Origin of the sequence: Anaerosporobacter faecicola (genome assembly GCF_012070565.1) — a bacterium.
Taxonomy (GTDB): Bacteria; Bacillota; Clostridia; order Lachnospirales; family Lachnospiraceae; genus Anaerosporobacter; species Anaerosporobacter faecicola.
In genome coordinates this window covers 31,059-44,994 of the sequence record NZ_JAAQRO010000026.1, presented here as the reverse complement: position 1 = coordinate 44,994, position 13,936 = coordinate 31,059, and the positions used below count along the sequence as shown (strand labels likewise).

Below are 13,936 nucleotides of genomic sequence, written 5' to 3'. Positions count from 1 at the left end.
GACAAGAGGAGGAAAGCCATGGAACAAGAAACAAAATTACAAGAGCAAACACAAATTGATTCCCCCGTTACAGAGTCCCCTAAGGATGATGCACATTCCCATAAATTCGAAACGAATCGGAAATATTTTATCATAAGCATCTACGCATTGGCTGTCATCGCCATTGGTACGATTATTGTTAGTATCATTGTTAACTTTTCCTATACCGTTTCAGCAGTGCAAACAATTTTTTCTGTTTTATCTCCATTTATTACTGCATTTTTTATTGCTTATATTCTGAACCCAATTGTCTTATCACTTGATCAGAAATTCTTAAAAAATGTTTTAAAGATCAAAGGAGTAAAGCTGCGAAAGATATTATCTATTCTGCTATCCTATCTAATTGTTATAGGATTGATTGCAATTTCCCTGATCTATATTATACCTGAATTGATCAATACGGTAACTGAGCTTAATGGAACTGTTACAAATATCTCCGAAAAGGCACTCTACTACCTTCAGAACTTGGAAGAGACATTTCCTTATATTGATTTTGGCGTTGTGGAAACCAAGATTAACAATGCATTGCCAGAAATTATTAGTTATGGTACAAATCTACTCTCCAATATATTCCCAACATTGATTAGTATATCCGTATCCATAATTCGTGTAATAATTAACATATTGCTTTCCATTGTAATATCTTGTTATATGCTATCTGATAAGTCAGCCTTAAAAAGAAATACAAAACGTATTGTCTATTCTTTTATTCCTGTTACGAAAGCAAACAAAATATTTGATAATGTGAAAGAATGCAACTCTATATTTAATCGTTTTATCGTTGGTAAAACAATTGATTCCCTTATTATTGGAATTCTATGTTATATATTGATGCGTATTTTACGTTTGGATTATGCTATATTATTAAGTGTAATCGTTGGAATCACCAATATGATTCCTTATTTTGGTCCATTTATAGGGGCAGTACCTGGCGTATTGATCTTTTTAGCCATTAGCCCTCTAAAAGCAATTATATTTGCTATTATGATCCTTGTTTTACAACAATTTGACGGTTTATATCTTGGACCTAAAATTCTTGGCGAGTCCACTGGTTTGAAACCACTCTGGGTTATCTTTGGAATCACTGTAGGTGGAGCATGTTGGGGTGTCCTTGGAATGTTCCTCGGTGTACCAATTACTGCAGTTATTGCACACTTGCTTGATAAAGCAATTAATGCCCGACTAGAAAAGAGAAAAATCTCTGTACCAGAAGAACCTTAGTCTTATAATAATGCACACCTACTGTTATTCATGTATGTGTGCATTTTAAATTAGAAAAAAGTGTACTTCGTACACTCTCGCGTTAATAATAAAAAAACACGTTTCCTTTTCATTAAGCTACAATATCGTAGAACTCTTAAAAAGGAAACGTGTTACATTTCTTATATATGCTTCTTATTTATTTGCTTCAATTTTTTCTTGTAATTGTGCTTTTGATATTGCACCAACTACCGTATCAACCACTTCACCATTCTTAATCAATAACATTGTTGGAATACTCATTACTTTGTACTTTGCTGCTGTTGCAGGTGAATTATCAACATTAAGTTTTCCAATCTTCGCACTGTCTTTGAAATCCTCTGCTAACTCTTCAACGATTGGAGCCATCATCTTACATGGTCCGCACCAGTCTGCATAGAAATCAACCAATACTAATTGTTCACACTTTAGAGCTTCTTTTTCAAAATTTTCGTCTGTAAATAAAAATGCCATTTTTCTACCTCCAATTATTTTTTCTTTTTTGTTGATATGGACTGTAATATCTTATCCACATCGTCCCACGATCGTTTTAGTTGCAATGACTTTCTATTTAATGATACATTTCCACTTAACGATCGTGCAATATTTGATTTTAATGATTTACCCATAGGATCACCTAATACTTTATTCTCCTCTATTATATGCAGTTTGCACCATTTCACACATAAATCCGATCAAAAGTTTTTCCTGGTCTTCCTATCCTTATCTTTCTCGGTAAGCTACTAATCGATTGATTGGTTTCCCTTCACTTACAAAGCGTTCTTCATATTCTGTCATTACATTTCCTTCAACATATTCGCTATTATGAAGATCATACGTAGAATTCTTTATCTTCCATCCTGCAACAGGAACTTCTTCTAATGAGAAATCGAATAAATCCCTGTTATCCGTTTTAAAGATAACAAAACCATCTTTTCTTAAAATCTGATCATACCTTCCAAAGAATTCTTTTGAAGTAAGTCTTCTCTTTGCATGACGATCTTTTGGCCATGGGTCAGAGAAATTCAAGTAAATCTGATCTACTTCCTCCTCATCAAAAACATCTACTATATTCTCTGCATCCATTCGTATAAAGTATAGATTTGGTATCTCTAGTTCTTCCTGCTTTTGTATTGCACGAATTAGAACACTAGAGAATTTCTCAATTCCTATATAATTAATATCTGGATTTTTCTGTGCTAGTTCAATAATAAACTTTCCTTTTCCCATGCCTACTTCTATATGAATCGGATGGTCATTTTTAAAGATTTCCTTCCACTTTCCTTTTTGCTCTTCTGGATTGTGAATAACAAACTGACAAGCTGCAATATTTTCTCTTGCACCTTTCACATTTCTTAAACGCATGATTTTTCCTCCATATAATAAAAGCAGTACCCCAATGATTACCTGCTATTATTTCATCATTTACCACCTTAGCTTGTATAAATTATAAGGTCTACCCAATAAATAGTCAAACAATTTAGTTTATAATATTTATTCAGTTTTTTGTTTAATTATATATGTTTTTCTGTTTTAATTCTTTTATGATTGAAATTTAATGATATTTAATAGAAATTTTATTTTTTTAGCGAAATTATAACAGCGTCTACTTTATTTGTTAAGTACTTTAATAAACTGTAAATTTATTTTTTTTCTTATCACATTTTTAACATTTTGCATAAAAATTAACAATTCATAACTTTATTATTGGCATTTTTCTCTCTTTTTACTATAGAAATTTTTTTTAAAAGTAGTATTATGATAGAGTGTATTTGTATTGAAAAACAATAAAAACAACGTACATTTATGTGTAGGATTGTATGTTGTTTAAAGACATTGCTACAAATAATGTGGAACAGGAGGAATCATATGGAAAAAGTAATAAACCTTTTGTATGATATTGAAGAAAAGGCAAATCGTATTATTTCTCGAACTGATGAACAAAAAAACTCCAAGCGTAGAGAAATTGACCATGAGTTATCTGAGTTTGAGACATCGCTTATGGACGAAACCAACGAAAAGATTCAACTCTTGCAAAAGCAAGCAGACCAAGAACTTGAATCAGAAAAAAAAGCCCTCATTGATGATTGTGCAAAACAAATGGACGAATTAGAGAACACTTTTACCAAGAATCATGATGCTTTAGTAGAACATGTTTTACAAAACATAATTGGGGCGTGATGGAATGGCTAATAACTTACTAACTTACAGTGGGATCACTGCCAAAGTGAAAGCCATGGAAAGTAATCTGTTTAAATCAGATGATTACAATAAAATCTGTAACCTAGAAACAATTCCAGAATTCATTAATTTTTTGAAGGCGAATCCTTCCTATGCACCAATATTTTCAGGAATTGATGAAGGTGCACTACATAGAGGAGAAATTGAACATCTTATTGTGAATTCTCTTTATGATAGTTACTCTCGTATCTATCGTTTTTGTAATCAGGAACAACGACATGCTCTTACTTTTTTATCCTTTCGCTTTGAAACAAATATTATAAAATATTGTCTGCAACATGTCTTTAATAATGAATACGAATACAAAGGCTCAAATTTCGATGTTTTCTTTTGCAAACGGCTAAAAGTGAGTTTAGAACAACTTTCTACGGCAAAATCAATTGATGAATTTATTAATTGCTTAAGAAACACCGAATATTATCCTATATTAAAAGCAATTCAGAATACAAATAATCCAACTTTATTTGATTATGAAATGCAACTTGATATCTACTACTTTACAAAAGTATGGAAATTAAAGGATAAATATTTAAAAGGTGACAGTAACAAGGCTTATACAGAAATACTTGGTAAAAAAATCGACTTGCTTAATGTTCTTTGGATTTATCGGTCCAAAAAGTACTATGATATTGAACCTTCAAAAATATACTCGTACATAATTCCAATATCATATAAATTAAAGAAGAAAGAGATTACGACTTATATTGAAAGTAATACTGTAGAAGAATTGGTTACCTTCCTTAATACAAGTTATTACGTAAGGGTAAATGGAATTACCGAAATTACATCGTTTGAGAACTTGTACAAGGTTTTGATAACAAAGGTTTATAGTACAAATAAACAGAAGTATCCAAACTCTATGGCTCCCGTCCAAAATTATCTCTACCTAAAGGAACTAGAGATTGATAAACTTACTACTGTTTTAGAGTGTATTCGTTATAAACTACAACCGAACGAAACACTTAATTATATACAATAAGGGAATGGAGGTGTAGACGGTGATTGAAAAAATGAAGTTTCTAAGTATAACAGGTCCTAAGAATGATATTGATCGTGTAGCAAATACGTATTTATCCAAATATGAAATGCATCTAGAGAACGCATTATCTGAGTTAAATACCGTTCGTGATCTAAAACCTTTCGTCGAGATGAATCCATATCGCGATCTTTTATCAAAATCAGATGAACTTGTTCAGAAAATAGATAACGATTGCACTGCTTCGCATAAATCTATGACGCCATCCGAGGCTGCAGATGTAATTGCAAATGCTTTTTCAATGTTAGAAGATCTTAACGCGCAAAAAAAAGAACTCAAAGATACCAAAACTCATTACAAGGAACTTCTTCATACAATTGAACCTTTTCGAATGCTTAACTACGATATGAAGAAGATTATGGAGTTTAAGTTTATAAAATTCCGCTTTGGTAGAATATCACACGAATTTTATAACAAGTTCTCAAAGTACGTTTATGAGAATCTAAATACCGTTTTTTATGAATGCGATAGCGATGAAGACTATGTTTGGGGAATTTACTTTGTGCCTGCTACATCTAGTGTAAAGATTGATGCCATATATGCATCCTTACACTTTGAAAGAATATTTATCCCTAATGAATATGAAGGAACTCCTGAGGAAGCGCATGAAGCTATTTCTCAAAAAATTTCCTCCATTACAAAGAATATTAAGGATCTTTCAATCGAAATAAAAAAGAAACTAGATGCCATTGGTCCTGAATTATTGTTAGCTCACAACACTTTGGTTTCTTTAACTAAGAACCATAACATAAGAAAACTTGCCGCCTGCACAAAGGAAAGTGGTGTGGATCATAACAGTGATAATCTCGTCTTCTATATTATATGTGGCTGGATGACGCTATCCGATGCCAATGCCTTTTTGAAAGAGATTGAAGGAGATTCCAATGTCTACTGTATATCAGAAGAAGTACAGGATGATATTGGAACAAAACCGCCAACAAAACTTAAGAATCCAAAAATATTCAAACCATTTGAAATGTTTATTCGGATGTATGGAGTTCCCGCATATAATGAGATTGATCCAACCTTATTTGTTGCCATTACCTACTCATTAATCTTTGGTATTATGTTTGGCGATGTTGGGCAGGGCTTATGTCTTGTAATCGGTGGTGCACTCTTCTATAAGATCAAGAAGATGAATCTTGGTGCCATTGTATCCTTAGCTGGTATCTTTTCAACAATCTTTGGTTTTATGTATGGAAGTATCTTTGGGTATGAAGACATGATTCCACATCTTTGGATGAAGCCAATGGATAATATCATGTCTATTCTGATTACTGCCATTGTATTTGGTGCATTTTTAATCATTGTAGCAATGGTTTTAAATATTATTAATGCAGTAAAATCAAAAGATTATGGGCGTCTTTTATTTGATACCAATGGTGTAGCTGGACTTTTATTCTATGGTGGCATCATGGGATGTGTTGCTTTAATCTTTACCGGTCATGCACTACCAGGAGCAATTGTCCTTGCTTTATTGTTTGGGATTCCACTTTTACTTATGTTCTTTAAAGAACCTTTAGAGAGAAAGATTGAAAAGAAAAAAGATCTGTTTCCAGATGGAAAAGGAATGTTTGTATTAACCTCATTCTTTGAACTTTTTGAAGTATTATTAAGTTATGCAAGTAATACAATCTCCTTTCTACGTGTTGGTGCCTTCGCCCTTAGCCATGGTGCAATGATGGGTGTTGTACTTATGTTTGCAGGAGCAGAAAGTGGAATTGGCAATATACCAATTATGATCATTGGTAATATATTCGTAGCTGCAATGGAAGGCTTAATCGTTGGAATTCAAGTTCTTCGTTTGGAATACTATGAGATGTTTAGCCGATTCTATCGTGGTAACGGAAAAGAATTTAAACCATATAAGAACAATTAATTATGTTTCTTCATTAACTAACCGTCATTATAATGTTGGGAAAAAATACCTTACGCCCCAAATATGATTAATTTATTATATTATTTTTAGGAGGAATCATTTATGAACTTAATTACTAGATATATCTTTGTTATTGCATTAATCTTAAGCATTTTCGTTCCATTTGGAGCATTTTTACTAAGCAAAAAGAAACAAGGTGGATTTAAAGCTGCTCTTGGATTTAACGCATTTTTCTTCTTTGGAACATTAATTCTTGCTAATATCTTAATGTTTACTGGTAATGCATCTGCTGCTACGGAAGCGGTTGCTTCTTCTTCCTCAGATGGTTGGAGATATATTGCTGCTGCTCTTTCTACTGGATTTTCTTGTATTGGTGGTGGTATTGCCGTTGCCTCTGCTGCAAGTGCTGCATTAGGTGCAATGAGCGAAGACTCTAGTATCATGGGTAAAGCATTAATCTTCGTTGCCTTAGCAGAAGGTATTGCATTATACGGACTTGTACTTTCATTTACAATGTTACCTTAATCCATTGTGGTAGTTTTACAAATCAGACCATGATTTATTCCATTACCTATCTATAATTGGAAAGGAACGATTATTATGCGGATGTATTTAATCAGCGACAACGTAGATACCTATACCGGCATGCGACTTGCCGGGGTAGATGGTGTGGTCATTCATTCAAAGAAACATTTAAAACAACAGCTTGATAAAGCAATTGCAGATAAAACAATTGGTATTATATTGATCACAGAAAAATTCAGTCGTGAGTTTCCAGAAATTGTAGACGATGTTAAACTAAATCGTCGCTTACCATTAATCATTGAGATTCCAGACCGTCATGGTACTGGTAGAAAACCAAATTTCATTACAGACTATGTAAATGAAGCAATTGGTTTAAAATTATAACTCTCCAAGTTTAGGAAAGGAGATGCTTGTTTATGACATTAGATGAGAAATTAGATAACTTTTATCAAAGTGCAATTGATGATGCAACTGCACAAAGTGTTAAGATTCTAGAATCATATGAACAAACATTGCAAAAAATGTGTGAAGAAAAGAAGGCTGCTTTATTAAAACAAGCAGAATTAAAACTTCGTACAGAATCAGAAAACTTAATTCGTGAAAAAAACAAAAACTTATCCAATGAGTCTGTTACGATCAAACGTAACATAAGTACTCGCAAACAGGAATTAGTTGATCGTTTATTCCTTGATGTAGAGAAACAACTATCTTCCTATATGAAAACAACAGAATATAAAGATTTTTTGATAAGAAAAATTAAAGAAGCTGTTGCATTTTCTAATGGAGATGACATGTTAATCTACATTAACCCAACAGATGAATCAATGAAGCAGGAACTTGAGATTGCTACTAATACTACTCTAACTGTAAGCAACATTGATTTTGTAGGTGGAATACGAAGTGTTATTTCTTCACGACATATTTTGATTGATTTTTCCTTCTCTACCAAATTGAAAGAAGAAAAAGCAAACTTTAAATTATAATTCTTAAGATTTCTTATAATACAATGCTTTATACACATGACCTATTTGTGCCATGTAATTATAGAATTAGGAGGTTGCTCCAATATGAACTTGACAGGAACGATATACGGAATTAACGGTCCTATTGTATATTTGAAAGGAAATCTTGGGTTTAAGATGTCCGAAATGGTTCTAGTTGGTAAAGAGAAACTAGTAGGCGAAGTTATTGCCCTAACCAAAGATACGACAACAATTCAAGTTTTCGAAGAAACAACTGGACTAAAACCAGGTGAAGAAGTTGTGGCTACAGGAAGTGCGATTTCTGTAACCCTGGCACCTGGTATTATTGGAAATATCTTTGACGGTATTGAACGACCATTAAAAGAAATAGCAAAACAATCTGGTGCCTTTATCTCTAGAGGTGTTAACGTTGACTCCCTTGATACAAAAAAACTATGGGATGTCCATATAACGGTCTCTGAAGGGGATAAGATTTATGGTGGAACAATTATAGCAGAAACCAGAGAAACACGTGCCATTGTACATAAATCTATGGTACCTCCAACGGTCAACGGTACGGTAATAAAAGTTGTACCTGATGGACAATATACCATCAATGACCCTCTCGTTACCATTCGTAACGACCAAGGAGAGGAACAAGAACTAACCCTTACACAGAAATGGCCAATTCGAATTCCTAGACCAACTACGAAACGTTATGCTGCCGATCGTCCATTGGTAACAGGACAAAGAATTCTTGATACCCTCTTCCCAATTGCCAAAGGTGGTACTGCTGCCATTCCTGGTGGCTTTGGTACTGGTAAAACAATGACACAGCATCAGTTAGCAAAATGGTGTGATGCAGATATTATTGTTTACATTGGTTGTGGAGAACGTGGAAATGAAATGACCGAAGTATTGGAAGACTTCTCAAAATTAGTGGATCCAAAGTCCGGAAATCCTTTGCTCGATCGTACGACTTTGATTGCCAATACTTCCAATATGCCTGTTGCTGCACGTGAAGCAAGTATCTATACAGGTATTACTCTTGCAGAGTATTATCGAGATATGGGCTATCATGTTGCAATTATGGCAGATTCTACTTCCCGTTGGGCAGAAGCACTTCGTGAGTTATCCGGCCGTCTGGAAGAAATGCCAGCAGAAGAAGGATTCCCTGCTTACTTAGCTTCTCGTCTATCTGCATTCTATGAACGTGCAGGATTTATGAGTAACTTAAATGGTACAGAAGGAAGCGTATCCATAATTGGTGCTGTTTCCCCTCAGGGTGGTGACTTCTCTGAACCAGTAACCCAGAATACCAAACGTTTTGTTCGCTGTTTCTGGGCACTTGATAAATCCCTTGCCTATGCAAGACATTTCCCAGCCATTCAATGGTTAACCAGTTATAGTGAGTATGTATCTGATCTTACTCCATGGTATACCAAGAATGTTGGTAGCAATTTTATTGATTTACGTAATCAATTAATCTCCTTACTAACACAAGAAAGTCAGTTAAATGAAATTGTAAAATTAATTGGTAGCGATGTACTTCCAGATGATCAAAAGTTAGTATTGGAAATTGCACGTGTTGTACGACTTGGATTCGTTCAACAGAATGCTTACCATCCATCTGATACCTATGTACCTCTTGAAAAACAGTTAAAGATGATGGAAACAATCATGCATTTATATGAACAGTGTAAAAAACTCATTGCTATGAATATGCCAATGACCTTACTGAAAGAAAATGACATCTTTGAAAAGATCATTTCTATCAAATATGATGTGGCAAATGATGAATTAGATAAATTCAATGATTACAAAAAAGCAATCGATGATTTCTATAATCACCTATTGGAAACAAATGCTTAAGGAGGGTTAACAAAATGTCAATTGAATATTTAGGACTCAGTGAAATCAACGGCCCCCTTATTGTATTAGAAGGAGTACAAGGTGCAGCCTATGATGAAATCGTAGAGTTAACAGTTGAAGGTAATAAACACAAACTTGGAAGAATTGTCGAAATATATGAAGACAAAGCTGTCATACAGGTGTTTGAAGGAACAGAAGAAATGTCCTTAAAGAATACCCATACAAAATTAACAGGACACCCAATGGAGATTGCTTTATCAGAAGATATCTTAGGACGTGTATTTAGTGGTATAGGCGAGCCAATTGATGGTCTTGGTCCAATTATCTCTGATGTTAAAAAAGACGTAAATGGAGAGCCTCTAAATCCTTATACAAGGGAGTATCCACGTAACTTTATTAAAACAGGTATTTCAACCATTGATTGCTTAACAACACTAATTCGTGGTCAAAAATTACCGATCTTCTCTGGAAATGGACTTCCACATGACCAGCTTGCTGCACAGATTGTTCGACAGGCTTCTCTTGGTTCTGATTCAGATGAAGAATTCGCAATTGTATTTGGTGCTATGGGCTTAAAACATGATGTTGCTGAATTCTTCCGTCGTACATTTGAGGAAAGTGGTGCCAGCTCTCATGTTGTTATGTTTTTAAACCTGGCAAATGATCCTGTAGTAGAACGATTAATTACTCCAAAAGTAGCGTTAACTGCTGCCGAATATCTTGCTTTTGAAAAAGGAATGCATATCCTCGTTGTGTTAACCGATATGACCTCCTTTGCAGAAGCAATGCGTGAGGTTTCCTCTTCCAAAGGAGAAATCCCAAGTAGAAAAGGGTATCCAGGTTACTTATATAGTGAATTAGCAACGATTTATGAACGTGCAGGTATCATTAAAGGAAGTAAGGGCTCTGTTACACAAATTCCAATCCTTACAATGCCAAATGACGATATTACTCACCCAATTCCAGACTTAACTGGATACATTACAGAAGGACAGATTGTACTAGAACGTGCCTTACACCAAAAAGCAATTTATCCACCTATCAATGTTTTACCATCTCTTTCTCGTTTAATGAAAGATGGTATCGGTGAAGGTTATACAAGAGAAGATCATCAGGATTTAGCAAACCAATTATTCTCTTCTTATGCCCGAGTTGGAGATGCAAGAGCCTTAGCAAGTGTTATTGGTGAAGATGAATTATCACCTATTGATAAAAAATACTTACAATTTGGTACTGCATTTGAAAATGAGTTTATTTCTCAAGGACTTATGGAAGACCGAAGTATTGAAGATACATTAAATCTTGGTTGGAAATTACTTGCCATACTTCCAAGGGAAGAACTTGACCGTGTGGATACCAAGATTCTTGATAAGTATTACCATACTTCTACAGCAGATGAAACTTCCTCATCAGAAGCGTAAAGGATGGTGAGTAGATGGATCCAAATACATTTCCCACCAAAGGAAATCTAATATTAGCAAAGAACTCTCTTGCTCTCTCAAGACAAGGGTTTGACCTAATGGATAAGAAACGAAATATTCTAATCCGTGAATTAATGGAATTAATTGATAAGGCAAAGAACATACAATCAGAAATTGATTCGACCTTCTCTGCCGCCTATATCGCTTTACAAAGGGCAAATATTGAAATGGGAATCAATACGGTACAGACTTTAAGTAAAACCGTACCAGAGGAACAATCCATCACAATAAAGACACGTAGTATTATGGGTACAGAGATTCCTCTTGTTGACTTTGACCACCGTACGCTTACACCTACCTATTCCTACTATGGGACGAAACTTTCATTAGATGAAGCTTGTATGCATTTTAACCGTGTAAAAGAGTTAACCATACGTTTGTCTATGGTAGAAACTTCTGCTTATCGTTTAGCGACTAATATTAAGAAGACGCAAAAACGTGCCAATGCATTAAAGAATATAACCATACCTCACTATACAACATTAGTTGTAGATATTCAAAATGCATTAGAGGAAAAGGAACGTGAAGAATTTACTCGATTAAAAGTTATAAAACGTATGAATATGGCAAAGAAACAAACACATTCATAACCCTAACAATTTAATATGGAATGAGTCATTATAAATCGGTCTATACTTATAAGTATAAAATAATTATTTAATTAGCATTTAATCAAAATCTTTTGATTGAACGTTTGATTAAATACTTTGGTTAATTGTTTTGTTTGAACGCTCTGCTTGAATGCCTCAATTAAATGTTTGACTAAATGCTTTGATTAAATGTTTTGATTGGACAGTTTGATTGAATTCTATGATTATTCATTTTGATAAATCATATCGTTTGAACGTTCTAATTAAATATTCTACTTGAATGTTTTAATAACACTTTATGTATATAATTGATACACTTATTCTGACTCATAATCAATTTAAAATACCAAGTAATTCTTTCTTAGATTACTTGGTATTTATCTATTGCCTGTCCTCCTAAAATAAACTATAATATAGGTAAATTTAGTCGTTTTATAGGGTCAAGATACGATTATGAATTGAAAAATGTGTTCTTTTGTTTTTATCGGGACATTTTTCTGAATACCAATTAAAAGAGAGGGACTACAATATTATGAAACGAATCCTAGTAACAATTCTTACAGCAGTTTACCTGCTTTCCAATATAGGAAGTACAACAGCTTCTGCTGCTGTTATTCCCCTACTTAATACCAATACAAGCTCTGCAGTAACTTCTAATTCTTCTTTAACAGATACAAACACAAATGATTCTTCTTCACAAACAAAAGAAACCAAAAAGAAAAGTACCTATAAATGGCCAAAAGGTCCTAGTAATTTAACTTCAGACGCTGCCATTCTTATGGATGCCTCCTCTGGTTTTGTATTATATGAGAAGAATGCAAATAAAGAAAACTATCCAGCTAGTATTACAAAAATTATGACCACTTTACTTGCACTGGAGAATTGCTCACTTAATGAAATTGTTACTTTTTCACACAATGCGGTCTTTAGTATTGAATCTGGAAGTACACATATAGCAAGAAAAGAAGGGGAGCAACTCACAATGGAACAATGTTTGTATGCTGTTATGCTTGCCTCTGCCAATGAAGTATCCAATGCTGTTGCTGAACACGTAGCCGGAAGCATCGATGCTTTTGCGGATATGATGAATGCCAAAGCAAAGGAACTAGGTTGCAAGAATACACACTTTGTGAATGCCAATGGATTACACAACGATAATCATTATACCTCTCCCTATGATATGGCTTTGATTTCTCAAGCAGCATTAAAGAATGATACATTCCGTAAGATTACAGCTACAAAAAGTTATGTTATACCAAAGACCAATAAATCCGATCAAGAATTTCCTATGGCAAATCATCAACAACTTTTACTTGGATATAAGTTAACCAAAAAATATGATGCATGTATTGGTGGTAAAACAGGCTATACCAATGCTGCCCGTAATACTCTTGTGTCTTTTGCAGAAAAAGATGGAATAACACTAATCTGTGTTGTAATGAAATCTACACCAACGGATCAATATAAAGATACCATACGTTTATTTGATTTTGGGTTTGATAATTACCAAGCTTATTCTGTTGAGGACGAAGATGGCTTATCAGCAACTGATAACTCTATGTTATTTACCCGATTTAACTCCATCTTAGACTCCAATTCACCACTTTTATATACGGATGCTACAAGTAGTTACATTTTACCTGTTGGTGCGGATGCTAAAGATGTAACCCAAAAGATTAATCTTTATGATCAACCCACTGTACAAAATGGAAAGAAGGTAATTGGTGATATAACGTATACTTTTGAATACAAGAATGTTGGTAAACTTGATATTTACTATACTGCTTCTGATAAACCATTATTAGAAACTGTTTCTTTAGCAAATGATAGCAATGAACAAGATTCCAAAAGTACACTAAGTTCTGCTGTTTCCTCCAAGTCTCATCAAGATATAAAACCATTTATAATAATAGGTATTCTTGTAGCTTGTGGTATTTTATATTTTATTTATTATATTGTTGTGGAGCGTCCACGCAAAAAACGAAGAAATGCCTATTTCCAAAAACGAAATTCCCGTCGTTATGATGACTTTCATTTATAAAATAGAGGCTGATGGATTACGATACCAAATA

14 protein-coding genes are annotated in these 13,936 nt (G+C 33.9%); 11 read left to right on the top strand and 3 right to left on the bottom strand.

Annotation, left to right across the window (positions count from 1 at the left end):
- The first annotated feature begins 18 nt into the window (after positions 1-18).
- The gene (locus HBB17_RS11535) at positions 19-1,260 is read left to right on the top strand and encodes an AI-2E family transporter (protein ID WP_167957648.1); all 1,242 of its coding nucleotides are present in this window, start codon (positions 19-21) and stop codon (positions 1,258-1,260) included.
- A gap of 174 nt (positions 1,261-1,434) precedes the next feature.
- On the opposite strand, the gene trxA is transcribed toward HBB17_RS11535, so the two are convergent.
- Genes trxA through trmB form a run of 3 tightly spaced genes read right to left on the bottom strand, consistent with a single transcriptional unit; the run spans position 1,435 to position 2,643 of the window.
- Complete coding sequence (gene trxA / locus HBB17_RS11530) at positions 1,435-1,752, bottom strand: thioredoxin (RefSeq protein ID WP_167957647.1); 318 nt, start codon at positions 1,750-1,752, stop codon at positions 1,435-1,437.
- Positions 1,753-1,766: 14 nt separating this feature from the next.
- Complete coding sequence (locus HBB17_RS11525; protein WP_167957646.1) at positions 1,767-1,961, bottom strand: hypothetical protein; 195 nt, start codon at positions 1,959-1,961, stop codon at positions 1,767-1,769.
- Positions 1,962-2,001: 40 nt separating this feature from the next.
- Complete coding sequence (gene trmB, locus HBB17_RS11520; RefSeq protein ID WP_167957645.1) at positions 2,002-2,643, bottom strand: tRNA (guanosine(46)-N7)-methyltransferase TrmB; 642 nt, start codon at positions 2,641-2,643, stop codon at positions 2,002-2,004.
- A 504-nt stretch (positions 2,644-3,147) separates the two neighbouring features.
- Between trmB and HBB17_RS11515 the strand changes: the two genes are divergently transcribed.
- From HBB17_RS11515 to HBB17_RS11470, 10 genes are all read left to right on the top strand, one after another.
- Positions 3,148-3,459 (top strand): hypothetical protein, encoded by a 312-nt coding sequence (locus HBB17_RS11515; RefSeq protein WP_167957644.1) that lies wholly within the window; start codon positions 3,148-3,150, stop codon positions 3,457-3,459.
- Between the two features lie 4 nt (positions 3,460-3,463).
- Positions 3,464-4,498, top strand: coding sequence for a V0D/AC39 family V-type ATPase subunit (locus HBB17_RS11510; protein ID WP_167957643.1), 1,035 nt, complete (start codon positions 3,464-3,466; stop codon positions 4,496-4,498).
- Positions 4,499-4,517: 19 nt separating this feature from the next.
- Complete coding sequence (locus HBB17_RS11505; RefSeq protein ID WP_167957642.1) at positions 4,518-6,434, top strand: V-type ATP synthase subunit I; 1,917 nt, start codon at positions 4,518-4,520, stop codon at positions 6,432-6,434.
- A 102-nt stretch (positions 6,435-6,536) separates the two neighbouring features.
- The gene (locus tag HBB17_RS11500; protein WP_167957641.1) at positions 6,537-6,959 is read left to right on the top strand and encodes an ATP synthase subunit C; all 423 of its coding nucleotides are present in this window, start codon (positions 6,537-6,539) and stop codon (positions 6,957-6,959) included.
- A gap of 75 nt (positions 6,960-7,034) precedes the next feature.
- Positions 7,035-7,343, top strand: coding sequence for a V-type ATP synthase subunit F (locus HBB17_RS11495; RefSeq protein ID WP_167957640.1), 309 nt, complete (start codon positions 7,035-7,037; stop codon positions 7,341-7,343).
- A gap of 32 nt (positions 7,344-7,375) precedes the next feature.
- Positions 7,376-7,942, top strand: coding sequence for a V-type ATP synthase subunit E (locus tag HBB17_RS11490; protein WP_167957639.1), 567 nt, complete (start codon positions 7,376-7,378; stop codon positions 7,940-7,942).
- Positions 7,943-8,026: 84 nt separating this feature from the next.
- Positions 8,027-9,793, top strand: a complete 1,767-nt coding sequence (locus HBB17_RS11485; RefSeq protein ID WP_167957638.1) for a V-type ATP synthase subunit A — start codon at positions 8,027-8,029, stop codon at positions 9,791-9,793.
- Positions 9,794-9,807: 14 nt separating this feature from the next.
- The gene (locus HBB17_RS11480) at positions 9,808-11,214 is read left to right on the top strand and encodes a V-type ATP synthase subunit B (RefSeq protein WP_167957637.1); all 1,407 of its coding nucleotides are present in this window, start codon (positions 9,808-9,810) and stop codon (positions 11,212-11,214) included.
- A gap of 14 nt (positions 11,215-11,228) precedes the next feature.
- A complete protein-coding gene (locus HBB17_RS11475; RefSeq protein WP_167957636.1) occupies positions 11,229-11,864 on the top strand; it encodes a V-type ATP synthase subunit D in 636 nt (211 codons plus the stop codon).
- A gap of 532 nt (positions 11,865-12,396) precedes the next feature.
- Positions 12,397-13,905, top strand: a complete 1,509-nt coding sequence (locus HBB17_RS11470; RefSeq protein WP_167957635.1) for a D-alanyl-D-alanine carboxypeptidase family protein — start codon at positions 12,397-12,399, stop codon at positions 13,903-13,905.
- Positions 13,906-13,936 lie beyond the last annotated feature (31 nt).